This is a genomic window from Micromonospora sp. L31, assembly GCF_052068075.1.
Lineage (GTDB): Bacteria > Actinomycetota > Actinomycetes > Mycobacteriales > Micromonosporaceae > Micromonospora > Micromonospora purpureochromogenes.
The window spans coordinates 1,162,323-1,185,350 of record NZ_JBQHDC010000001.1 but is presented as its reverse complement, the minus strand read 5'-3'; the positions used below and the strand labels follow the sequence as shown (position 1 = coordinate 1,185,350).

General features: G+C 72.3%; 18 protein-coding genes. 9 read left to right on the top strand and 9 right to left on the bottom strand.

Annotated features, from left to right (window positions below):
• Nucleotides 1–9: 9 nt before the first annotated feature.
• The 4 genes from ACTMS9_RS05750 (at nt 10) to ACTMS9_RS05735 (ending at nt 6,050) form a co-directional block, all read left to right on the top strand.
• Nucleotides 10–1,479, top strand: a complete 1,470-nt coding sequence (locus ACTMS9_RS05750; protein WP_441164309.1) for a DEAD/DEAH box helicase — start codon at nt 10–12, stop codon at nt 1,477–1,479.
• Nucleotides 1,469–2,371, top strand: coding sequence for a protein NO VEIN domain-containing protein (locus ACTMS9_RS05745; protein ID WP_441164308.1), 903 nt, complete (start codon nt 1,469–1,471; stop codon nt 2,369–2,371). The genes ACTMS9_RS05750 and ACTMS9_RS05745 overlap by 11 nt, the downstream gene beginning before the upstream one ends.
• Before the next feature lie 618 nt (nt 2,372–2,989).
• Nucleotides 2,990–4,417, top strand: a complete 1,428-nt coding sequence (locus tag ACTMS9_RS05740; protein WP_441164307.1) for a hypothetical protein — start codon at nt 2,990–2,992, stop codon at nt 4,415–4,417.
• Between the two features lie 97 nt (nt 4,418–4,514).
• Nucleotides 4,515–6,050: a SagB family peptide dehydrogenase gene (locus ACTMS9_RS05735; protein WP_441164306.1), complete on the top strand. Its 1,536-nt coding sequence runs from the start codon at nt 4,515–4,517 to the stop codon at nt 6,048–6,050.
• Nucleotides 6,051–6,171: 121 nt separating this feature from the next.
• Here the strand turns inward: ACTMS9_RS05735 and ACTMS9_RS05730 are convergent, their stop codons facing one another.
• Both ACTMS9_RS05730 and ACTMS9_RS05725 read right to left on the bottom strand, forming a co-directional pair.
• The gene (locus ACTMS9_RS05730; RefSeq protein ID WP_441164305.1) at nt 6,172–8,331 is read right to left on the bottom strand and encodes an MMPL family transporter; all 2,160 of its coding nucleotides are present in this window, start codon (nt 8,329–8,331) and stop codon (nt 6,172–6,174) included.
• Nucleotides 8,332–8,538: 207 nt separating this feature from the next.
• A complete protein-coding gene (locus ACTMS9_RS05725) occupies nt 8,539–9,306 on the bottom strand; it encodes a sterol desaturase family protein (RefSeq protein WP_441164304.1) in 768 nt (255 codons plus the stop codon).
• Between the two features lie 125 nt (nt 9,307–9,431).
• Between ACTMS9_RS05725 and ACTMS9_RS05720 the strand changes: the two genes are divergently transcribed.
• Nucleotides 9,432–9,785: a nitroreductase/quinone reductase family protein gene (locus ACTMS9_RS05720; RefSeq protein ID WP_210776675.1), complete on the top strand. Its 354-nt coding sequence runs from the start codon at nt 9,432–9,434 to the stop codon at nt 9,783–9,785.
• Nucleotides 9,786–9,794: 9 nt separating this feature from the next.
• Here ACTMS9_RS05720 and ACTMS9_RS05715 read toward each other — a convergent pair whose 3' ends face one another.
• Both ACTMS9_RS05715 and ACTMS9_RS05710 read right to left on the bottom strand, forming a co-directional pair.
• Nucleotides 9,795–10,688 (bottom strand): hypothetical protein, encoded by an 894-nt coding sequence (locus tag ACTMS9_RS05715; protein WP_441164303.1) that lies wholly within the window; start codon nt 10,686–10,688, stop codon nt 9,795–9,797.
• 76 nt (nt 10,689–10,764) lie between these two features.
• Nucleotides 10,765–10,893, bottom strand: a complete 129-nt coding sequence (locus tag ACTMS9_RS05710) for a hypothetical protein (RefSeq protein ID WP_441164302.1) — start codon at nt 10,891–10,893, stop codon at nt 10,765–10,767.
• Between the two features lie 175 nt (nt 10,894–11,068).
• On the opposite strand from ACTMS9_RS05710, the gene ACTMS9_RS05705 reads away from it, so the two are divergent.
• Complete coding sequence (locus tag ACTMS9_RS05705) at nt 11,069–11,698, top strand: hypothetical protein (protein ID WP_441164301.1); 630 nt, start codon at nt 11,069–11,071, stop codon at nt 11,696–11,698.
• A 424-nt stretch (nt 11,699–12,122) separates the two neighbouring features.
• Nucleotides 12,123–13,082 carry an endonuclease/exonuclease/phosphatase family protein gene (locus ACTMS9_RS05700; protein ID WP_441164300.1) on the top strand — a complete coding sequence of 320 codons (960 nt, stop codon included), beginning with the start codon at nt 12,123–12,125 and terminating at the stop codon, nt 13,080–13,082.
• Between the two features lie 85 nt (nt 13,083–13,167).
• Here the strand turns inward: ACTMS9_RS05700 and ACTMS9_RS05695 are convergent, their stop codons facing one another.
• From ACTMS9_RS05695 to folE, 3 genes are all read right to left on the bottom strand, one after another.
• Entirely contained in the window at nt 13,168–14,508 is a 1,341-nt protein-coding gene (locus ACTMS9_RS05695) for a nicotinate phosphoribosyltransferase (RefSeq protein WP_441164299.1), read from the bottom strand.
• A gap of 154 nt (nt 14,509–14,662) precedes the next feature.
• Entirely contained in the window at nt 14,663–15,898 is a 1,236-nt protein-coding gene (locus ACTMS9_RS05690) for an NAD(P)/FAD-dependent oxidoreductase (protein ID WP_441164298.1), read from the bottom strand.
• Between the two features lie 21 nt (nt 15,899–15,919).
• Entirely contained in the window at nt 15,920–16,519 is a 600-nt protein-coding gene (gene folE / locus ACTMS9_RS05685; protein ID WP_441164297.1) for a GTP cyclohydrolase I FolE, read from the bottom strand.
• A gap of 137 nt (nt 16,520–16,656) precedes the next feature.
• Here folE and ACTMS9_RS05680 point away from each other — a divergent pair, with 137 nt between their 5' ends.
• Both ACTMS9_RS05680 and ACTMS9_RS05675 read left to right on the top strand, forming a co-directional pair.
• Nucleotides 16,657–17,307, top strand: coding sequence for a helix-turn-helix transcriptional regulator (locus tag ACTMS9_RS05680; RefSeq protein ID WP_441164296.1), 651 nt, complete (start codon nt 16,657–16,659; stop codon nt 17,305–17,307).
• 151 nt (nt 17,308–17,458) lie between these two features.
• A complete protein-coding gene (locus ACTMS9_RS05675) occupies nt 17,459–20,236 on the top strand; it encodes a BTAD domain-containing putative transcriptional regulator (protein WP_441164295.1) in 2,778 nt (925 codons plus the stop codon).
• Nucleotides 20,237–20,381: 145 nt separating this feature from the next.
• On the opposite strand, the gene ACTMS9_RS05670 is transcribed toward ACTMS9_RS05675, so the two are convergent.
• Nucleotides 20,382–21,701, bottom strand: a complete 1,320-nt coding sequence (locus tag ACTMS9_RS05670) for a phospholipase D-like domain-containing protein (protein WP_441164294.1) — start codon at nt 21,699–21,701, stop codon at nt 20,382–20,384.
• A gap of 404 nt (nt 21,702–22,105) precedes the next feature.
• Complete coding sequence (locus ACTMS9_RS05665) at nt 22,106–22,990, bottom strand: SCO6745 family protein (protein WP_441164293.1); 885 nt, start codon at nt 22,988–22,990, stop codon at nt 22,106–22,108.
• Nucleotides 22,991–23,028 lie beyond the last annotated feature (38 nt).

The following is a 23,028-nucleotide window of genomic DNA, read 5'->3' as shown; positions in this document are numbered from 1 at the left end:
GACTTCTCCGTGCCAGGTGCCGGCAAGACCACTGTCGCGCTAGCCAACCACACCCTGGCCCGTGCCCGCGGCGAGGTTGAGCAGCTCCTCGTGATCGCGCCCCTCGCCGCCTTCGAAGCGTGGCGGGAGGATGCCGCGGCCTGCTTCGAGCGCCCACCGCCCATCACCGTCCACGCCGGTGCCGCGTCGATCGACAGCGACGTCGAGGTGCTGCTCACCAACTACAACCGCGTCGCCTCCGACTACGACCGCATCCGAGAGTACGTTGGCCGCCGCCCCACCCACGTCATCCTCGACGAGGCGCACCGGGTCAAACGCGGTGCGCAGGGCGTGCACGGCCGCGCGGTGCTCGACCTCGCCTACGCCGCCCGGCGCCGCGACATCCTGACCGGCACCCCCGCGCCCCAGGGTGCCTTCGACCTGATCGCCCTCATGCGCTTCCTCTACCCGGGACAGGACCAGAAGATTCTGCCGGCCAGCGCCTACAACGAGCGCGCTGGCCGCGACGACGACGTGCTGAGCGAGACCAGCACGGCGATCCAGCGCTACTTCGTCCGCACGCCCAAGTCGCGCCTCGGCCTGCCCGGCACCACCTTCGACGTGGTCACCCGGGCGATGAGCCCGATTCAGCAGGCCATTTACGACGCTCTACTGGGCCGCTACCGCGGCGACTTTGAGCTGGACCGCCCGGCCCGCCGGCAGTTCGACCGGCTCGGCCGGGTCGTCATGTACCTGCTGGAGGCCGCGACCAACCCCATGCTGCTGGTTGCCGGCTCTGACGACGCCGACGAGCGCGGGTTCTTGCACCCGCCGCTCGCCCTACACGGCAGCGAGCCACTCGCCGAGCTGCTGACCCGCTACCGCGACTACGAGACGCCCTGGAAGTACGAGCACGTCAAGGCTATGACCGAGCAGGCGCGCGACCGCGGCGAGAAAGTCATCGTCTGGTCCACCTTCGTGCGCAACATCCGGTCGCTCGCCACCTACCTGAACGGCTTTCAGCCGGCCATCGTGCACGGGGGAGTGCCGACGCAGGACAGCGCGCCGGCCGGGGCGCTGACCCGCGAGGCCGAGCTGGATCGCTTCCGACACGACCCGGACTGTCACGTCCTGCTCGCCAACCCGGCTGCTTGCGGCGAGGGCGTCAGCTTGCACCACTGGTGCCACCACGCCATCTATCTCGACCGGACCTTCAACGCCGGCCACTTCCTGCAGAGCCAAGACCGCATCCACCGGCTCGGGCTCGGCAACGACGTGACAACCCGCTTCACGCTGCTGCTCAGCGAGGAGAGCATCGACGAGACCGTCAACGCCCGGCTGCGCGAGAAAATCGTCGCGCTGTCCGCGCTGATGAACGACCGAGGTTTGGTGCGCGTCGCTCTTCCCGAGCCGGACGAGGGCACGCCCGAACAGCCGGCGGTGTCGGACGATATGCAGGCTGTCGTGTCACATATCAAGGCACGGCTCGATGCTGCCTAGGCGCGGCACGGCGTACGCGGTTCTGCTGCTCTGCCATGCCGTCCGCCTTGCGGCGCGCCGCGACGTCGCCGACTGGGTCCGCGCCGCGCGCGCCCACGGCGCCTTCGTCGCGGCCGCCACCGACCTGACCACCCCCGCCGAGCACCTGCTGGCCGCCGGGCTCGCCGAGCAGGCCGAGGCCATCGTGCTCGCGCCCCCGCTGGCCGGGATCGCCGGCATCGCCGACGGCGCGACGCTGCGCCACATCGCCCGGGTGCTGCTGACCGCCGACCCGCCCGCTTGGCTACGCATTGCGGTGTCGCCCCAAGGGGTCGCCCGCCAGTACATCCCCACGGCCGATTTGCGCGCGCTGGAATGGCTCGACCCCGAGCTGGACGACATGCTCGTCGACGTGTGCCGCGCGGTGAGCCGCCCCCGCGACACCGAAGTCCGTAAACGCATCGGCGACGCCGCCGAGGCGGTGGTCCTGGCGGCGCTGCGAGCTGACGGCCGGCACCCGACCCATGTCGCGTCAATCTCCGACGCGTTCGGCTACGACATCGAGCTCGCCGGCCCCCCTAGGCTTCGCATTGAGGTCAAGGGGTGCAGCGCGAACAGCCGCGGCATCTTCCACCTGAGCCGCAACGAGTACGACAAGAGCCGGTTTCACGACGACGAATGGCTGCTGACCCAGGTTGTCTTCGCAAACAGGGCCTTCGTCGCCCCCTGCCTCGAGCCAGCGCACATAATCGGCATCTTCGAGGTCAGCGCCCGTGAGATTGCGTCGGCCGTACCGCCAGACACCACGGAGTTCGCCTGGACCGACTCGGCGGTGATCACCCCGCCGCCCGAAGCATGGCGGCCCGCACCGTACGCCGTCGCCGACGTCATCCTGCCGGGCCTGGCACGCTAACGCCGGGCAATTGCTTACGACAATGGCGGTGACGACGGGAGCGAACATGTCGGGACGCAAGCCAGCGACGGCGGCGCTGCGGCCCCCGCTGGGGACGGCAATTCCCGCCATCGCCCATGTCATGTGGCATCGACGCGAGGTGTTGTAGGACGGCCCGCTGGCTGCGTGACTGGCCGCCGTTAAGCCAGCCCGTTACGCCCCCGCTACACTCGCCGGCTCCGGCTCCACCTGCCGTCCCCCGTTCCGCTGCTGATCCCCGTGCCCCGGCCACCACGCCTTGTTCGCGATGCCGGTCCACGACAGTGTCACCCGGCCGGCGGCGAGCCGGGCCCGCAGCGCGGCACCGGTCTCCGGTCGGGGACGTACTGGGTGTTTGCGGCCCTTGACCAAGTGACGCCCGAGAGCGCCCTGCGCCGCTCGGCATCGGCTTCCCCGAGCAGATCACCGGGTTACGGACCGCTCAAGGTCTGACCGATGGTTGATTCGCGGAGAAGACCCAGGATTCGCGGAAAAGACACCGTAAATCCCGTTTCCCACTAAGGTGAGGACTGCTCGGACAATCCCCACCCGCCTCGCTGGGCGCGGCCTGGCATGACTCGTCGAGCGAGGTGCGCATCCGTGACATCCCGGTCCGGCGCGCGACCCCTGGTCGCGGTGTGCGTGATCTTCGCCGCTGCGTCGCTGGTCGCGGTGCCGGCCGGTCTCGACCTCGGCTGGGACGAGGTCGTCTATGTGAGCCAGCACGGCAACCATGCGCCGCCGGCGTTCATGAGCGCACCGCGCGCCCGGGGCGTGACCCTGCTGGTGTGGCCCGTAGCGTCCTGGCTCGATTCCACCGTCGTCCTCCGGCTGTTCCTCACCGTCACCGCGGCGGCGTCGCTTGGGCTGGCGTTCTGGGTGTGGTCGCGGGTGTCCCGGCGGCCCGGCACTGTCGCGATCGCCGCCGGGCTGTACGCGAGCCTCTGGACCGCCCTGTTCTACGCGAACGCCGCAATGCCCAACCACTACACGGCGATGGCAGCGGTGGCAGCGGTCGGGTGTTTCCTGCTGGCCGTGGCCGAGCCGGCCCGGCCCGGGGCGTACCTCGGGCTCGTCGCCGCCCTCGCCGTGGCCGCCCTGATGCGTCCGGCGGACGCCTTCTGGCTCGGGCTTCCGCTGCTCGCCGCCACCGTCGCGGTGCCCGCGTTCCGGCGGTGGCGGCTGACCGCGGCAGTGGTCGCAGGCCTCGTGCTCGGGGGCGCACCGTGGGTGGTCGAGGCCGAGCTGCGCTACGGCGGGCTCCTGGAGCGCATCCGTCAGGCCGGTCACGTGCAGGGCGGTACGAAGCTGCAGTTCTCCCTCGGGCACGTGATCAGCACCCTGGACGGGCCGATCCTGTGCCGCCCGTGCGGCAGCCCCGTGCGGTGGCCGGCGGTGCTGTGGTGGCTGGCGCTGGCGGTGCTGGTGCCACTGGCTGTCCGGGCGGCCCACCGGGCGGGCATGGCACGGGCGGCATGGCTGCCATTCGTGGTCGCCGCCGCCATGGCCTTCCCCTACCTGTTCCTGATCGGATACTCCGCACCCCGGTTCCTGCTGCCGACCTACGCCGTTGCTCTGGTCGGCACCATTCCGGGGCTCGCCGCCTTGTTCTCCACGGCCGTCGGTCAGCGGCGGCGGGTCGTCGCCGCCGTGGTGACGTTGGGCTTCGCCGGCCACCTCGCCATCCAGGCCGGCATCCTGCACCACGTCGTGGCGGAGCAGGTCCGCAGCCGCGGCGACTGGACCCGCCTCGTCCAGACCCTGCGGTCGCACGGGGTGCGACCGCCGTGCGTGATCTCCGGCCACGAGGCCATCCCGATCGCCTACTACGCGGGGTGCCGGGCGCTGGAAGACCGGGGATACAACCGCAACGCGAGCACCGCGCAGCTGCGGCAGGCCGCGGCGACCGGACGCTTCGCCCTGCTGGTCAAGAACTCCGCTCCGCCCGTCTGGGCCAGGGACTGGCACCGGATCCCGGTGCCGGACCTCACCACCTCCGGCTGGGAGGTGTACCTGCCGCAGCGCTAGGCGGCAGCATCGAACTAAGGCGGGCTACGGACGGCCGCCCCGCCCGGCACCGCGCTCGTTCGGGCATACGGCGGGTGCCGGCGGGTATGTGCGGCGGATGCGCACCGGCGAGGTGACCCGGCTCTACCACCAGCAGACGAACCAGTGTCGCGGCGACCGGCCGCCGGGTGTTCCGGGATTCGTCCCGATGGACCCGAGCAACCGTCCCCAGCCCTTCAAACGCCACCTCGGGGCGCCGGTGCACCCGCTTCCCCGCGACCTGCCGCCGACCGGGGCGCCGGCCGCGGTGACCCTGTCCGGACGGGTACCGCCCAGCGACCCGACCATCGACGGCGAACTCCTCGCCCGGCTGCTGTTCTACTCGGCCGGCGTCACCCGAACCGCCGGAGACGACCTCTGGTTCCGGGCCGCCGCCTCCGCCGGCAACCTCCACCCCCTCGAGATGTACGCGGTGGCCGGCGAGGTGGCCGGGCTCGACGCCGGGCTGTACCACTTCGCGCCGGAGGTGTTCGGCCTGGAGGCACTCGCGGCCGGGGACCACCGCCGGGCGGTGGCCGAGGCCACCGCCGACCCGGACGTCGCGGCCAGCCCGCTCGCCCTCGTCGTCACCGGCCTCCCGTGGCGCACCGCGTGGAAGTACGCCGAACGGGGCTGGCGGCACGTCTACTGGGACGCCGGGACGATGCTGGCGAATCTGCTCGCCGTCGCCGAAGGCCACGGGCTGCCCGTGCGGGTACGGCTGGGCTTCGTCGACGCCGCCGTGTCGCGCCTGCTCGGCATCGACGGCGTGACGGAGTTCCCGGTGGCGGTGATCACCTGCGGCCGGCCCACCGCGACCGCCGCCGCCGAACCGGTCGAGCTACCTGCGCCGCAGTTCCCGCCGACGCCGCTCTCCCCCGCGCCGGTCGACTTCCCGCTGGTCATCCGGGTGCAGCAGGCCGGTGAGCTCAGCACGGGCGACGACGTGACCGGCTGGCGGGCGGCCGCCGTCGCGGGCCTGCCCCGCGCCACCGACACCATCGACGCACCGGTTGCGGCCGGCAGCGAGCCGATCGAGTCGGTCATCCTGCGCCGCGGCTCCACCCGGCGCATGCGCCGCCAGGTCGCCCCCGCCGAGCTGCTGCACTGGGCGCTGGCTGCGGCGACCCGAGTGGTTCCCGTCGACGCGATTCCGACCGGGACCACCCTGCTCTCCCACGAGCTCGCGGTCCACGCGGTGCACGGCACGGAGCCGGGCCTGTACCAGCAGGTCGACGGTCCGCCGCAGCTGCGCCGGCCGGCGCCGGAGCCCGAGGTACGAACGTTGAGCCAGGCGCTCTGCCTCGGCCAGCCGCTCGGCGGCGACTCGGCGTACACCGACTTCGCCTGCGCCGATCTCGACCAGGTGCTCGACGGGTACGGCGAGCGCGGGTACCGGGTCGCCCAGTTCGAGGCGGGGGTGGCCGCCGGCCGCCTGCAACTGGCCGCCTTCACCCTCGGTCACGGCGGCACCGGCCTGACGTTCTGCGACCAGGACGTCTCGGACGCCTTCGACACCCGTGCGGCCTGCATGCTCGCCATCGCCATCGGGCTACCCGCCTACCGGCCGAAGCCCGGCGGCCCGCCCGGTCGGCCCCGGCGGCTCACCCGCTGACGGGTCCCGCCGCGTGCCGGGTGAGCGGCGCCAACACGGACGGCCCGTCGGCGACCACCTCGAATCCGTACGCGCGTCACGCCGCGGAGGAGGGCGAGATCCTCCGCGATGACAACTCGCGCTACGCCTTCGCCACGCTCGCCGGCTCCGGCTCCGGCGGCGCGTGCCGACCCCTGGCCGGCCGCTCGTCGCCGTGCCCCGGCCACCACGCCTTGTGCCCGATCAGCGCGGTCAGCGCCGGGACGAAGAACATCGACATGACGAACGCCGACAGCACGATGCCGATCGCCACCGCGAAGCCCATCTGCTGCAGGAACGAGATCGGCGCGAGCATCAGCACCCCGAACGTGCCGGCGAGGATCAGGCCGGCCGCCGCGACCGTCGGCCCGGCGTGCTCCACCCCGATGGCGGCGGCCTCGTGCGGCTCGTTGCCCTCCCGCGCTTCCTCACGCAGTCGGGCGATCATCAGGATGTTGTAGTCGGTCCCGATCGCCACCACGAAGAGGTAGAGGATGATCGGCAGCTGGAAGGTGATCCCGGGCTTGTCCTGCAGCCCTTGGAAGAGGTAGACCGTGGCGCCCAGCGTGGCGGCGAAGTTGAGCAGCACCGCTATCACGAGGTAGATCGGCGCGACCAGGCTGCGCAGCAGCAGCGCGAGGATGAGCGCGATCAGGCCGGCCGCCACCGGCAGGATCACCGACAGGTCCCGGTTGTTCGCCGAGTTGATGTCCGCGAAGATCGCGGTGGGTCCGCCGACCAGCGCCCGGGTGCCCGGCGGGGCCGCCGCGTGCAGGGCGTCGCGCAGGTCGTCGCGGACGAGCGTGATCGCCTCGTTGGAGACCGGGTTTTCGTCGAGCAACAGGTTGACCCGGGCCACACTCGGGTCGTTGCTGCGCTCCGGGGGCTGCGCCCGGCCCACTCCCGGGGCGCCGGCCGCGGCCGCCGCGAATTCGCTGACCTGTTGCTCGGTCAGCGGCGACCCGTTGTCGGTGGTCAGGTAGACCTCGGTCGGGGCGAGGGCGCCGGCGGCGAACCCGCGCTGCAGGTCTGCGGCGGCTTTCGCGGACTCGGTGTCCTGGGGGAAGCCGGAGCTGAAGTCGTAGTCGGCCTTGTAGGCCAGGGATCCTGCGGCGAGCGCGACCAGCAGGGCGCCGGATGCCGCAGCGACGAGCGCCGGCCGGCGACCTATGGCGGCCCCGAGGCGACGCGCCATGGTGGCCTTGGGGGTACGCTGCCACGCCTTGGACGGCCAGAAGACGTACCGGCCGAGCAGCGAGACGACCGCCGGGATGAGCGTGAGCGAGGTGACCAGCATGACGCCGACGGCGATCGCGAGCGCCGGGCCGAGCGAGCCGAAGAAGCCCAGGGAAGCGAGGAGGAGCACGAGGAACGCGACGATGACCGCTCCCGCGGCCGACGTGATGACCTCGCCGACCCGCTCGACGGAGACCATCATCGCGGTGCGCTTGTCGTCCCCGGCACGCAGCCGCTCGCGATAGCGGAAGAGCAGGAACAGGATGTAGTCGGTGCCGATGCCGAACAGCACGATCAGCAGCACCGTCTGCAGATCCTGACTGACATTGAGGTCGAACGCCTTACCCGCCGCGGCGACCAGCCCGCTCGTGACGGCCATGACAACGCCGATGACCACCACGGGCAGCAGCGCGGCGATGGGGCTGCGGAAGATGATCAGGATCAGTCCGATGATCAGGATGATCGTCGCGATGCCGACCACGGCGAAGGCCTGGTTGAAGGTGTCCTCGTTGTCGACGAAGCTCGCTACGTCGCCGGCCACGCCCGCGGTCAGCCCGCTGCCCGCCAGCTCCGGACCGATGGCCGCCCGCAGATCGCGTACGGCGTCGAGCAGCGCCGGGTCGTCCGGGGCGACCGCGTCGAGCCCGACGTTCACCACCTGCACCGACTTGTCCGGCGCCACGGCCTGCGGGCCGGTCAGGTAGCCGGACGTGTGCGAGATGTTCTTGGCCTTGAGCGACTGGGCGAGCTGGCTTACCTTCGCCTCGTCGGCCGGTGTGAGCGGCTGCCCGTCGGCGCGCTTGACCACGATGGTCGCTGTCGCTGTCGCCTGCTGCGGAAACGTCCTTTTGGCGAGTTCGATGGCCTGCACCGACTCGTACGAGCGGGGCAGGAAGCTGCCCTGATCGGCGGAGGTGATGTCGCTCAGCGACGGCGTGGTGACGACGATCGCGACTGCCGCGAGCACCCAGCCGGCAATCACCCACCAGGCCCTGCGTACGACGAATCTGCCCAGCCGCTCGAACATGGTTTCCCCCGTTTGTTCGGCACCACCGACACCTGAGGCGTGGGGCGCCTCCGGGCGCCCGCCCGTCACTCTGCCGGGCAGCCTTCGCTACCCGGTGTGCATCCTACCGACGGTGGGCAATCCTTTTCGGACGCGTGGGAGCGCGGGGCGTGTTCTACGAGCAGCTCAGCTGGCAGGGCCAGGAGGTCGAGGAGACGGGAGCCGAGATCAGGCCACCAGCGCGTACGGCTCGGGCTCGGGTGACCGGCGGCGCTCGTCGTAGTCGGCGGCGAGCGTGCCGAAGAGCCGGTCCCAGATCGACGTGTAGAAGCCGAGGTTGACCGACGGCTCGACGTGGTGCCCGGCGTGCAGGGTCGGGGTGGCGACCCAGCGGAACACCGGGCTGCGCCGGGTTGCCGGCGGGAGCACCTCGACGCCGAGGTGGCCGAAGATGCCGAAGACGAGGTTCACCGCGGTGTAGGCGACGATCGCCCAGACCGAGAACGTGTGTGCGGCGAGCGCCGCCAGCCAGAGCCCGCCGAATCCGAGGATCTCCAGCGGGTGCAGCGCGTACAGGGTCGCGGGCTGGGCGTCGACGAAGCGGTGGTGCAGCGCGTGGGCCAGCGGGAAGAGCCGGGGCCGGTGCGCGACCGCGTGGCCGGCGTACATCAGCAGGTCCATCAGCAGGAGCAGCAGGACGAAATCGGCCAGGACGCGGAGGCCCAGGTCCGCGTTCAGGTGGATGATCCCGGCCTTCCACAGCGCCCAGCCGCCGACGGTGACGAGGGAGTTCATCAGGATCGCCCCACCGGCGAGCCACACCTGCAGCTGGCTGATCCGGCCGGGGTCGGGCAGCAGCCGTACCACCGTCGGCAGCCGGAGCATGGCGTTGCCGACGCCGACGGCGATCAGGAAGAGGATCACGTTCTCGAGCAGAGCGAGCCCGACCACCTGGCCGACATCGAGTCGCCACGCCCAGTCGAGCACACCATCCACGTCCTTCAGTATGCGCCCGTCGGAGAGGCTCGGGACCGACCTGATTCGCGGATCCCGCAACGGGCCGGCGCGAACGTCCATAGCCTGGCAGGCGGGAGCACTTCGAGACGTTGACGGAGGACACCGTGACCAAGGCCGTCAGGGAAGCGCTTGAGGGCGTCAGCGAGATCGAGCTGACTGTGACCGGCCGAAAGACCGGACGGCAGATCACCCACCCCGTCTGGTTCGTCCAGGAGGAGGAGAGCGCCTTCCTGGTCCCGATAACCGGCTCGGACAGCGACTGGTACAAGAACGTACGGCAGACACCGTTCGTGCAGCTGGCTGTCAACGGGACGGCGGTGAGTTCGACCGCGACCCCGATCACCGAACCGGACCGGGTCGATCACGTGGTGGAGATGTTCCGCGAGAAGTACGGCTCGGATCAGGTGGACCAGCACTACCCGAAGCGTGACGTCGCCGTCCAGGTCTCACTCACATAGCCGGTCGGGTCAGCCGGTGATCGTCAGCGCGACCGGCAGGCCCTGCTGCACCTCGAGCACCGCCCGCTCCCCCAAGGGTCCCGTCAACTCGGCGATGGCGGTGCGGCGTGCTCCGACATCCCCGCACGACTCGCCGTCGGCGTGGCGGTGCTCGATGACGATCACGACGACGGCGTTGGCCGACTCGGCGGCCTCCGCGCGGTAGTCGGCGCCGCACGGCTGGCTTCCGGGGGCCGGGGAGCCGGTGAAGGCCACGGTCAGCCGCCGGCTCGTCGTGCTCCCGGTCGCCGACTCGATCGCCAGCCCGCCGTGCGGGTACTCGGGACCCCAGGCCGGTGGCGTCACCACGACGGCACCCGCGCTGGCGACCGCGACCCGGGTCAGCCGCACCGCCGTACCCTTGAGGGTGTATTCCCAGGCCGGGACCGCCGCCGGGCCGCGCGTGGTGGGAATCCGCACCGTGGTCAGGCGCGCGGCGGTGACCTCCAGGGATACGCACCCGGAGCAGTCCCCGGCGCCCGCCGCTCTCAGCTGGGCGAGTGCCTCCTCGGCCGACGTCACGGGAACGGGTTGGGTCCTGCCGTTCTCCCAGACCACCTTCCCCGTCGGTTGCTCGAGGGCGGGCAGCGCCGTGGCGGGGACGATCCGGCCGGTCAGCAGCGCCTGCTTGTTGTTGTCCCCGTTCGCCTGTTCCCAGTCGCCGAGCTGGCCGGTCAGCTCCCCGACCGGCACGAAGGCTTGCGCTCCACCGGCGGCGAGGACCGCCTGGTCATACCGGGTCAGGGCGTCGCGCGCCTGCAGGCGCAACCGGTCCAGGTCATCCCCGCCGGGGCCGCTGCCGGTCGCACAGCCACCGAGGACGGCCACCGCGGTCATCCATACCAGCCAGCGCCGTCCGGCCATCCCCGCTCACCTCCGCGCCCTTCGACGTCCGCCGGCCCGTTGAGGTTCCCCAGCACGTCTCCCGGCACGGAGGTGTTCAGGGGCGGGCCGCCCGCCGGCGGAGAACCCTGCGACCGGCGCGCTCCCGCAGCTCCCGCGCCGTCTGGCCCAGCTCGAACGCGATCCGGGCGGCCTCGTACGCCTCGGCGGCGCCTGGCTCCGCCATCCGGCGCTCGCGCGGGTCGTCCGACTCGGCCCGATCATCCCTCACTGGGTCCCCCGCCCATGGTCGCCGCTCTGCGTGCTGTCATCGCTCCAGAGCCCAACGACGGTCAACGCACCGGGTGGCGGGACGTGTTCGTCACGTCCAGTTCCTCCGCGGTGATCGATCGCCTCTTACGATGCACGTCGTGCGCGATGATGATGATCTCCCCGCAGGCCAGGACGGTTCGGGTCGGCGGTCGCTGGGCCGTACCCGGCTCGTCCTGGTCCTGTGTGGCGCGGTTGTCGCCGTCGTGGCCGCCACCGCGGGTGTCAGGTGGTTCGTCGGCGAACCCGATCCGGCCGTGGGTGGGAAGCGGCCGATCCGCTACGGCTGCCCCGTGTTCGGCGTGGAACCCGGCCCTCCCAAGGAGTGCGGTCCGCCCGCGGCCCTGGACCCGCGTCGCGGACCGGTGACCGAGGGGCAGCGGACGGCGGTCAGGGACAGGGCCAGGGCCATTCGCCTCGCCGCGTCGCACGCCGGCTGGTGCATGACCGGCACCCAGCCGGAATGTGCCCGTCGGCCGGCGTCACACGATCCGACGCAGGACGATGTCGACGCGGCCCGGCTGTGGCTGAGCCGGACGGAGGCCTCAGCGAGCACGGCACGGCTGGCTCGTCCGGGCGATCCAGGTCATGTGGGCGCGCTGCTCTACGCGGCTCGCCTCGATGACGTCTGCGTCATCGGCTACCTCGAGCAGGTGCCGGGCGGTGCGGGCGGCGAGGAGATCGTCGGCCTCCTGCCCGACGGGACCTGCCTGCCCGACTGACGAGCCGAGCGTCGCCGTCGGCGCAGGCGGGCACCCGACCGGACCGGGCTCCGCTCCGACAGCCGCGGCCCTGATCGGCGTCCGCTGGCTCGACGCGGATGCCGACGTCAGCGTCGAGTACCCGTACCGGTTGGCGGGTGGGGCCGAACCGCCGATATCCACGCCTATCCCCGACCGTCCGCGCGGCGATAGCGTGCACGCACCGCGACGCCCCCTTGCGCGTCCCCACCTCGCACCACCGGATCGATCTCACGTCCGACGCCGGCGTAGTCGCCGGGAGAGAGGATCGAAGAGGATGCTCCCGACACCCACCACCTCCCGCTGGCGAGCGGCGAGAGTAGCCCTTGCCGCCGCCATCGCACTGGTCAGCCTCGGTATTTTCGGCGCGCCCGTTCATGCCCAGGGACAGTCCAAAGTCACCGTGATGACCCGGAACCTGTTCCTGGGTGGCGATCTGACGCCGTCCATCGGCGCGCCGACCATGGGCGCGTTCCTGGCCGCGAACTCCGCGCTGTTCAGCCACGTCGGCCTGGTCGATTTTCCGGCCCGGGCGAAGCTGCTCGCTCGGGAGATCACCGAGAACAAGCCGGATCTGGTCGGACTGCAGGAGGTCGCCCTGTGGCGCACCGGCACGTTCGCTGACCCCGCACCCGCCACCGAGATCCGGTACGACTACCTGGCGCTGCTCATGGGCGAGCTGAGCCGTTCCGGTCACGCGTACGACGTCGCGGTCGTACAGGCCGAGGCCGATCTGGAGGCGCCCGCGGGCGGGCCGCACTTCCTCGACGTACGGCTCACGATGCGCGACGTGATCCTGGTGCGCCACGGCGGCCGGGTGAAGGTGACCGACTCCTCGTCCGGCACCTTCGCCAACAACCTCACCTTCACGCTCGCGGCAACGGGCGGGACCGTGACCAGCACCCGCGGTTGGACCGCGGTGGACGTGGTGCACGGGCAACGGCCGTTCCGGTTCGTGAACACCCACCTGGAGGCCTTCCACCCCGGTGTCCGGGTGCTGCAGGCGCGCGAACTGCTGGCCGGGCCGCTGGCCACCGCGCCGGGTGACGTCATCCTCGCCGGTGACCTCAACACGGGTCCCGACCTGCCCGTCGCCGAGAACCGACTCGCCTACGCGGCGCTGGTGGCGGGCGGGATGCGGGACACGTGGGAGATCCTGCATCCGGATGAACCCGGCTACACCGCGGGTCTGGGCGACGACCTGAACCAACCCGCCGACGCCGTCGAGCACCGCATCGACATGGTCCTGTTCCGGGGGGCGCTCGTGCCCGTGTCGAGTCTCATCTTCGGCAACGAGCGGCAGACCCCCGACGGCCGGTGGGCCTCGGACCACCTCGGCTACCTGGCCGTGCTGGCCCTGCGGTAAGGCGACCGTTGCTCCGGGCTGGCGCCGATGCGCCAGCCCGGAGTTGCCACTGGCGCGGAGCGCCACAGCGTGAGCGGCCCGGCTGTCAGTAGGTCCCGCCCCGCGCCACCTGCGCGGCCACCCGCTCGTGCAGCGCGGCGAGGGCCGGGCTGACGGTGGCGGTGAGCGGCGCCGGGTCCGCCAGCCGGCGCGCCGGCTCGGGTAGCCAGGCGAGGTCGGCGTCGAACCGGCCGCGCGCGGCGCGTACCTCGCCGGCCGGGTCGGCGGCGGCCAGGCGACGGCCACCGCGCATGACCGGCACGAGCAGCGGCTCGCGGTCGCCCGGTGGGGGTTCGTCGCGCAGCCCCACCACGTCGCCGCCGGCACCGGTGGGATCACGGAAGACCTGCTTGGGACCGGGCAGGGTGGCCTTGCCGGGCGACAGCTTGAGCACCGGCCGGTCGCCGACGGCCACCAGCTTGTAGGCGCTGTCCAGGGACGGCGCGTCGAACGAGACGCCCATGCGGGTGCCGACGCCGTACGCGTCGATCGGTGCGCCCGCGGCGACAAGCGCCGCGATGACGTCCTCGTCGAGGCTGCCGCTGGCCACGATCTGGGCCTTGGTCAGCCCGGCGTCGTCGAGGATCGCGCGGGTCTGCCCGGCCAGCGCGGCGAGATCCCCGGAGTCGAGCCGGACGCCCACCGGGCCGGTCAGTCCCAGCTCCGCGATGACCTCGACGGCGGCCCGCACTCCGGCGGGCGTGTCGTAGGTGTCGACGAGGAACACCGGATTCGTCGGGAAGTCGGTCGCGAACGCGCGGAACGCGGCGCGCTCGTCGGGGAACGCCTCGACGTACGAGTGGGCCATCGTCCCGGACGGCAGCAGCCCGTAACGTCGAGCGGCCTCGACGTCGCTGGTCGCGGCGAAGCCGGCGATCGCGGACGCCCGCGCCACGGCCGCACCGGCCTCGATCCCGTGCGTGCGGCGGAACGCGAAGTCGACCAACTGCGCGTCGCCGGCGGCGAGGCGGCATCGGGCGGCCTTGCTGGCCACCGTGGTGTGGAAGGTGATCAGGTTCAGCACGCCGGTCTCCACCAGCTGCGCCTCGGCGATCGGCGCGGTGACCTCCAGCAGCGGTTCGTCGGCGAACACGACGCGGCCCTCCGGTACTGCCCACACGTCACCGGTGAACCGCAGCCCCGCGAGCGCTGCTAGCGTCGCTTCGTCGAGCCCGACGGTGTCGCGCAGGTAGCCGAGTTCGCCCTCGTCGAACGCGAAGCTTTCCAGGAACGCCAGCGCCTCGGCCAGCCCGGCGGCCACCAGGAAGCCACGCTGCGGCGGTAGGCGGCGGACGAACAGGCTGAACGTGGCGCGCTCCACCATGTCCCGGCGCAGGTAGCTGGCCGCCATCCGCAGCTCGTACAGGTCAGTACGCAACCCGGTCACAGTTCCTCCATCGGCACGGGCACCGCGACCACCCTGTTCTGGCGGGATGTGTCGGGCGCGGGTACCCCTTCGGGTCGCTGATACACCTACCGGCGGTGAACCCGCCGTGGCTCCCGCCCGCCAGCCCGTCGCCGACCGCCTCGCCGGGGTCCGCTCACCCCCGACGGATCAGACTGTCGAGGGCGACGGTGGGATCGGCCAGGCGGTCGAGGTCGACGGGCTGCCGGGAGCGGATCAGCTGCCCGATCGGGCCGGTCACCTCCCAGACGTTGACGTTCATGCCCGCCAGCACCCGCCCCTGCGCGGTCCAGAACGCGATGAACTCGCCGCTGCTGAGCTCGCCGCGGACGACGATGCGGTCGTAGGAGCCGGGCGGGGCGTGGCCGGTGTACTCCATGCCCAGCTCGTACTGGTCCGTGTAGAAGTAGGGCAGCCGGTCGTAGCTGACGGCCTGACCGAGCATGCCGCGGGCGGCGGCGGGCCCGGAGTGCAGGGCGTTTGCCCAGTGCTCGACCCGTACCCGGGTGCCCAGCATCCGGTGGTGGGCGTTGGCCAGGTCGCCGGCGGCCCAGATGTCCGGGTCGCTGGTACGCAGCGTGTCGTCGACGAGGACCCCGTTGTCGACGGCGAGGCCGGCCTGTTCGGCGAGTTCGGTGTTGGGCTGGACGCCGACGCCGAGGACCACGAGGTCGGCGGCCAGGACGGTGCCGTCGGCGAGCAGTACCGCGCGGACCCGGTTCGACCCCTGGAACTCGTGGACCTGGGTACCGAAGTGGAAGGTGACCCCCTGGGCGCGGTGCAGGTCGGCGAAGACGGTGGCGAGCTGGTCGCCGAGGACGCGCTGCAGGGGCAGGTCGGCGGTCTCGACGACGCTGACGGTGGCGCCGCGGGTGCGCGCGGCGGCGGCCACTTCCAGGCCGATCCAGCCGGCGCCGACGATGACGACGTTCGCCCCGTCGACGAGGGCGTCGGAGATGCGGTCGCTGTCGGCGAGGGTACGCAGCCGCAGCACGCCGTCGAGGTGCGCGCCGGGAATCGGCAGGGTCCGGGCCCGTGACCCGGTGGCCAGCAGCAGCCTGTCGTACGGGAAGCGCTGCCCGTCGGCGACCGTGACCTGTCGGGACCGGCGGTCGAGGGCGGTGACGCGGGTGTCGGTACGCAGGTCGACGTCGTGGTCGGCGTACCAGCCGGCGTCGTGCACGTAGACGCTGTCGCGCTCGCTGGTGCGCAGCAGCCGGCCCTTGGACAGTGCCGGCCGTTCGTACGGGCGCTCGGTCTCCTCGCCGAACAGGACGATCCTGCCGTCGAACCCCTCCTCGCGGAGTGTCTGCGCGGCTCTGGCTCCGGCCAGCCCGGCCCCGACGATCACGAACGGACGCTGCTGGATCACGGATTCTCCTAGCGGGACGGGTCAGGCGCGGGCGCCGACTCCGGTGAGGGTGAAGAACTCGGCGCGGGAGCGCGAGTCGTCGCGTAGCGCGCCGAGCAGGGTGGAGGTGATGGTCGTGGCGCCGACCGCCTGCACCCCACGCAGGGTCATGCACAGGTGTTGCGCCTCGACGACCACCCCGACGCCTCTCGGGCGCAGGTGGGCGGTGAGCCAGTCGGCGATCTGCTTGGTCAGCCGTTCCTGGACCTGCGGGCCGTGGGCGAAGAGTTCCGCCACCCGGGCGAGTTTGGACAGCCCGAGGATCCGCTCGCCGGGCAGGTACCCGACGTGGGCGACGCCGATGAACGGCAGCAGGTGGTGCTCGCAGACCGAGCGGATCGGGATGCCCCGGGCCACGACGAGCTCATCGTAGCCCTCGTCGTTGTCGAAGGTGGTGAGCCGGAATTCGCGCGGGGTGAGCAGTTCGGCGTAGGCGCGGGCCATCCGGCCCGGCGTTTCGGCCAGCCCGTCGGCGTCGAGGTTCACGCCGAGTGCCGCCAGGAACGCGGCCGCGGCCTGTTCGGCGGCGACCAGGTCCCTTGTGGTGGGCCGCCGGTCGACCTGTAGCGGACTGAGGGCCACCTCTACTCCCATCGACGGGCGGTGGGTGGCTTCATGTCGACCACCCACCCGTTTTCGCCAACCAACGTTGTCGTTATTCATGCTGTACCCGGCGCGGAAGAATTTCAATAGCCGGCGCTGGTGATAATCTCGGTGGGATGCCGGACCGATGGACAGCCGTGGCCGCGCTCGCCGATCCGTCCCGGCGGGCGCTGTACGACCACGTGCGCCACCAGGACCACCCGGTCACTCGGGAGGAGGCCGCCGACGCCACCGGGATCACCCGCGGGCTGGCCGCCTTCCACCTCGACAAACTCGTCGACGCCGGCCTGCTGCGGGCCCGCTACCAGGCCCCACCCGACCAGCCGAGAGGCCGGGGCCGCAGCCCCAAGGTGTACGAGCCGGCGGGGGACGGTCTCGCCGTCACGGTCCCGGAACGCCGCTACGAACTGATCGCCGAGATCCTCGCCGACGCGGTCGTCGACGACCCGGCCCACGCCGACGACGCCGCGCGTCGGCTCGCCGGACAGCGCGGCCGCAGCCTGGGCGCCGGACTGGCCGAGGACGGGTGCGACGTCCTGTCGGCGCTGGGCGGCCTCGGATTCGAGCCGCGTTCCGACGCGCAGCGGCGGGTGCTGCTGCACAACTGCCCGTTCCACGCCCTGGCCACCCGGCACACCGCACTGGTCTGCGGGCTGAACCACGCCTTCCTCACCGGCCTGCTCGAAGGGCTGGGCGCCGCCGATGTCGCGGCCCGCCTGGCCCCCCGCCCCGGTGCCTGCTGCGTGGAGTTGAACCTGCGGTCATGAACTCCACCCTCTCCGGCAGGGCGGATCGGTCGACGGGGATCAGCGCAGGGTGCGGACCAACATCCGAGACACCACAGTGGAGCACCCCCAGTGACCGAACCCGCCACTACGGTAATCAGGCGGGCGAGGTGGACGGGAGCGTGAGTGCTGCATGTTGCGGATCAATGTTCTCGGTCCCGTACAGGTGGAGCGCGACCAGCAACGGGTACGGCTGGGACCGAAGCTCGTGGAACTGTTGTCGATCCTGCTCGTCGAGGCCGGCTCGGCCGTCCCGGCAAACCGGGTCGTCGACCTGATGTGGGCCGGGTCCCCTCCGCCCGGCGCGCGAGCCACGCTGCGCAGCCATGTGTCACACCTCCGCCGGGCCCTGGCGATCGAAGATCAAAAAACACTGGTGACCGTCGGCTCGGGCGCCGGCGCCGCCTACCGGCTCGACGCCCCGAAGGATGCGGTCGACGCCCACCGCTTCGAGACCTGGTGCGCCGAGGCCCGCCGCCTGGTCTCCGCCGGTGAGCCGGACCTGACCGAACGAGCCGCCGCCCTGCTCCCCCAGGCACTGGCGCTCTGGCGCGGCCCTGCCTTCGCCGACGTGTCGGACCGCCCGTTCGTCCTGCCGAGGATCGCCCGGCTCGACGCCACCCGCCGGGCGGCGCGACGTTATTACGCGCAAGCCCTCACCGCTCTCGACCGCCACGCCGAGGCGATCGCCCAACTCGCCGGCGCGCTCGCCGACGACCCCTACGACGAGGCCGTCAGGCAGCTGCTCGCCCTGTCGCTCTATGCCGAGCAGCGGGTGGACGAGGCCGCGGAGGTGTGCCGGAATGGGCTGGTCCTGCTGCGGGAGCGCGGCCTGGACGACCCCGAGCTCGAGGAACTCCACCGGGACATCCTGCACCGGCGACTACCGTCGCCACGACGACCGGCGGACCACGCCAAGCCGGTCCGACCTTCCCTGCTTCCACCCGACCCACCCCAGTTCGTGGGCCGGACCGCCGCGCTCGTCGCCGCCCGCGAGCTGCTGCGCTCCGCGGCGGACGGCCCGCCGACCGTGCTGGTCAACGGCGCGGCGGGCGTCGGCAAGACGCTCTTCGCGATCCGGCTGGCCCACGCGGTACGCGACGACTTCCCGGACGGGCAGCTGTACGTCGGCATGCGCGGGTTCGATCCGACGGGCGCGCCGATGAGCGCGGGTGAGGCGGTACGCGGCTTCCTCGACGCGCTCGGGGTGCCGCCCGAACGGGTGCCGGCAACCCTCGACGCGCAGGTCGGCCTCTACCGCGGCCTGCTGGCCGACCGGCGGGTGCTGGTGGTACTCGACAACGTCCGCGACGCCGAGCAGGTGCGCCCGCTGCTGCCCGGCGCGGCCGGCTGCGCCACGGTGGTGGTCAGCCGCAACCAGCTCTCCGGCCTGGTGGTCGCCGAGGGCGCCCGCCCGCTGCGGCTCGACCTGCTCACCGAGACCGAATCCCGCGAGCTGATCGCCCGCCGGGTCGGCCCCGCGCGGATGGCTGAGGAGCCGGCGGCGGTGCGGCGGATCGTCACGTCGTGCGGCCGGCTTCCGCTGGCCCTGGCCATCGTCGCCGCCCGCGCGGCCACCCACCCCGAGTTCACGCTCGACGCGCTGGCCGGGGAGCTGCGGGCCGCCCGGGGCCTGGACGCGTTCGCCGCAGGCGACACCGCCGCCGACGTACGCGCGGTCTTCTCCTGGTCGTACCGGAGTCTGGCGCCGCCGGCGGCGCGGCTGTTCCGGTTGCTGGCGGCGCATCCCGGCCCGGAGGTCACGGTCGCCACCGCGGCCAGCCTCGCCGGCCGGCCACCCGATCGGGTACGGCCCGAGCTGCGCGAGCTGGCCGCGGCCCACCTGGTCGTGGAGCAAACCCCCGGCCGGTACGCGCTACACGACCTGCTCCGCGCGTACGCGGATGAGCTGGGCCGGGACGACGGCGAGCGGCCGGCGGCGGTGCGGCGGGTGCTGGACCACTACCTGCGCACCGCGCTCGCCGCCGACGCGTTGCTCTGGCCGCACCGCGACCCCCTGGCGCCACCGGACGCGGCCGGCGGGGTGACGCCGGAGGTGTTCGCGAACCGGGAGGCGGCGCTGGCCTGGTTCGGTGCGGAGCACGCGGCTCTGCTGGCCGGGGTGGACCAGGCGGCGGGCGCGGGCCTCGACGGGCACGTGTGGCGGCTGGCGTGGGCCCTGGCGAACTTCTTCGCCCGGCGTGGGCACTGGTCGGACTGGGTCCGGGCCGGTCTGGCCGGGGTGGCCGCCGCACGACGGCAGGGCGACCGGGCGGCCGAGGCGGAGGCGCACCGGATCGTGGGCGGCGCGCACGTGCGGCTGCGTCGGTACGACGAGGCCCAGGAGCACTACCGGCAGGCGCTGGAGCTGTTCGACGGCCTCGGTGACCTCGTCGGACAGGGTTTCACCTATCGCAGCCTCGGCTGGTTGTCCGAGCAGCAGGGCGACGTCGCCGGGGCGCTGCGACACGACGAGCACGCGCTGGGACTGTTCCAGCGCGCCGGTCACCTGCGGGGCGAGGCGAACACGCTGAACTCGGTGGGGTGGTGTCTGGCTCTGCTCGGCGATCACGAGCGGGCGATCGTGCACTGTCGGCGATCCCTCGCGCTGCTGGAGCGCATCGGCGACCCGGTCGGCATGGCCGGCGCGTGGGACAGCCTCGGCTACGCCTACCGCCAGGTCGACCTCCACCAGGCGAGCGCCTGCTACCGGCAGGCGCTGCTGCTGTATCGGAAGCTCGGCGACCGGATGAACGAGGCGGTCACCCTTCGCCACCTCGGCGAGACCCAGCACGCCGGTGGTGACCCCGAGGCGGCACGGCGGTCCTGGCGGCAGTCCCTGGACATCCTCACCGAGATCGCGCACCCGGACGCCGATCGAGTGCGGACGCTGCTGCGGGGCGGTCCATGAGCCCGCGCGACGACGATGCACCCGCCCCCTTGCCATCGGGTGCACCGTCGTCGCGGTGGGCGGCGCGGTCATAGTTGCGCCACCCTCGGGGTGCCGGAGCCGCCTCGGCGAACTCCGGCACCGATCCGATAGGGCTCGATGTGGTTCAGGCCGCCGCCTCGTCGTCGGCCGTCGCAGCGACGCCCGATTCGGGCGTGTAGACCCAGCACGTGCTGTGGTGGGACTCGAACCGCTGCTGGAACGGCGTGGCGAGCGGGTGGTTGCGCAGCGCCAGGATGTTCTCGTCGTTCTGGCGCAGCGCCCGGTAAGTGAGGTTGTGGCTGCCCAGGTAGAGCGTGGACTGGCTGCCCTGCCGGATGATCATGAACTTCTCGTGCATCGGGATGCCCTGCTGCTCACCGTTGTCGTTCTCGGTGTAGCCGCAGAGATGCACGGGCATGGCCTTGGCGAGGTCCACCAGCGCGGACATGGGTTTGCCCTTGTCGTGCGGGGCACCGGACTTGGCGCCGGTGACGATCCGCACCTGGCACCCGCGCTTGCGGGCGGCGATGAGCGCGTTCACCACGGCGCGGCGCTGGATCCGGAAGTTCGCCAGGTCGACCGTCGTCGACCCGGAGCAGCTGAGGCCCTTCAGGATGCTCACGATCGGGTCGTTGCTTCCGCTGCCCGGCGTGCTGCCGGCCGCTTCGCGGCGGGGGAAGGTGTAGAGGCGGTGCGCGCCGGCCGCATAGGTCCGGCCCGCGTTGTCGTCACTCGCCCCGGACCTGCCGTGGGCCAGCAGGCTGTTGAAGTACCGCAGGTAGTCCGCGTACAGGCCCTCGTGGCTGATGGTGATCGCGTTCTCGTAGGCCGCGTAGTAGTCGAGGTTGGCCGAGGACACGTAGAGGACGTTGTTCGCCGTACCGCCGCCGGCCAGCCGCACGCTGGAGATGGTCATGAACTTGTCGTGCATCAGCGGCGGGTTCCCCAGCGGCGACGGTCCCGTCCGGTCGGTCATGCAACCACGGGTCGACTGCTTGTCGGCGCGCCTCGTACCGCACTCCACGAGCGTGATTCCCGGAGCCGCCTTCAGCGCCTGGTAGAAGGCGTCGCCGGCCCAGACCTGGCTCCCGTTGATCACGATCCGGACCCGTACGCCTCGCCCGGCCGCGGCGCGGAGGGCGTCGAGCACCTCCTGGCGGTTGAAGAAGTAGAGAGTGAGCGACAGCGTCGCCCCCCGCGGCGTCGCGTTGATCAACCGCGCCACGTGGGCGCCGACCCCTCTGTGCATGTCCGGGAACTCGGCCTTGCTGTTGAACCAGGCGTAGTTGCGGACCTCGGCGGCGGCGATGGGAACCACCGCCGCCGCGGCCGGGACGGCCGCCTCGGCGGAGGTTCGCGCCGCGACCGGGGTGGCCGGCAGGGAGACCGCCGTCAACACGGCGGCTGCCATGGCGAGGGTGCGTAGGTGCGGCTTTCTGGTCATCGCGCGATCAGCTCCCTCACGACGGCCACGGTCGGCGTTGCGCACACGGTGATCAGTCCTTCCCCGCTTGTCTGGCCACGGTGGGCGGCACGGGCCTCCCGTCGTGACCGGTCACCCCCGGCCGGGGGTGACGGCGTCAATCGATGACGTCGACTGTTCCGGTCGAGCGTGGAAGCACTGTGGAAGGAGGGTGAAAGAGCGCGATGGCGCCGGGCCCACGACTGCCCGCTGGCACCAGGATCTGTCGTGCCGACGCCGACCAGTGGCGCCATCAGGCCGGCACCGTTCGAGGGACTGGCGCTGCGGGTGACCGCGCTCCGCCAAGCGGTGGAGACGCTGAACCGGTACCGGCCCGAGGCACTCGTCGAGGAGGTCCGCCGGCGATGGAGCGCCGGCGAGTCCGGTCATCCCGCGGTGGGTGTGGCCTTCAGGTTCAGCAGCCCGGCGTCGACGACGGCGCGGCTGAGCGGCCGCGCCGCTTCCGCGAGCCGCGCACACCCGTCCTCGCCGAGCACCCGGTACGCCGGTTCGGCGAGCGCGTCGGTCCGGTCCTCGACCGACTGACGCAACTCCCGGCCGGCGTCGGTGAGCGCGAGGTCGTCGGCGCCACCGTCGGCGATCAGACCCCGGGACCGCAGCCCGTCCACCGCCGCCGCCCACTCGTCGACGGTCCAGCCGCGACTGCGAAGCAGGAACCGCACCGGTACGTCACCGGTCGCCGCGTGCAGCACGAGCGCGTCGAGGCCGGTGACGCCGGCGACGACGAGGGCGTTCACGTGCCCGTCGCCACGGAACTCGCGCAGCAGCGTCTGCGCGTGCCAGAGCACCAGCTGCGGCTCCTCCGGCCACGGCAGCGCCGCGTGCGCGGCGAACAGCGGACGCCCGGGCAGCTGCTCGCACGCCGACTCGGCGGCCCGGCGCGCCAGCCCGGCCGCCTCGGCGACGGTCACCGCTGCGTCCTCCAGAGCCGAGAAGGCCCGGCTCAGGGCCGCGTCCGCGGCGTCCAGGCGGGCCCGCAGCACGGCCGGCGGGTCTGCCCGCTCCCACGCGGCGGGCAGCGCCGCGCGTACCAGTGCGGGCTTGAAGTTGAAGAACGTCGCGACGACCGGCTCGGCCGGCACCGCACCGAACGCGGCCGACCGGGACGCGAAGTAGCCCGTCAGGCCGTCCAGCCCCAGCGCCTCGTACCGTTGCCGCGCCTCGGGGGCGAAATAGATCATGGCGTGGATCGGTTCGGCGCGGCGCCACGCGGCGCGGGCGACCGCGGGGTCGAGGGGGGATCGGGCCACGGGAACTCCTTCCATCACTGGTCGACGACGGTCACGTG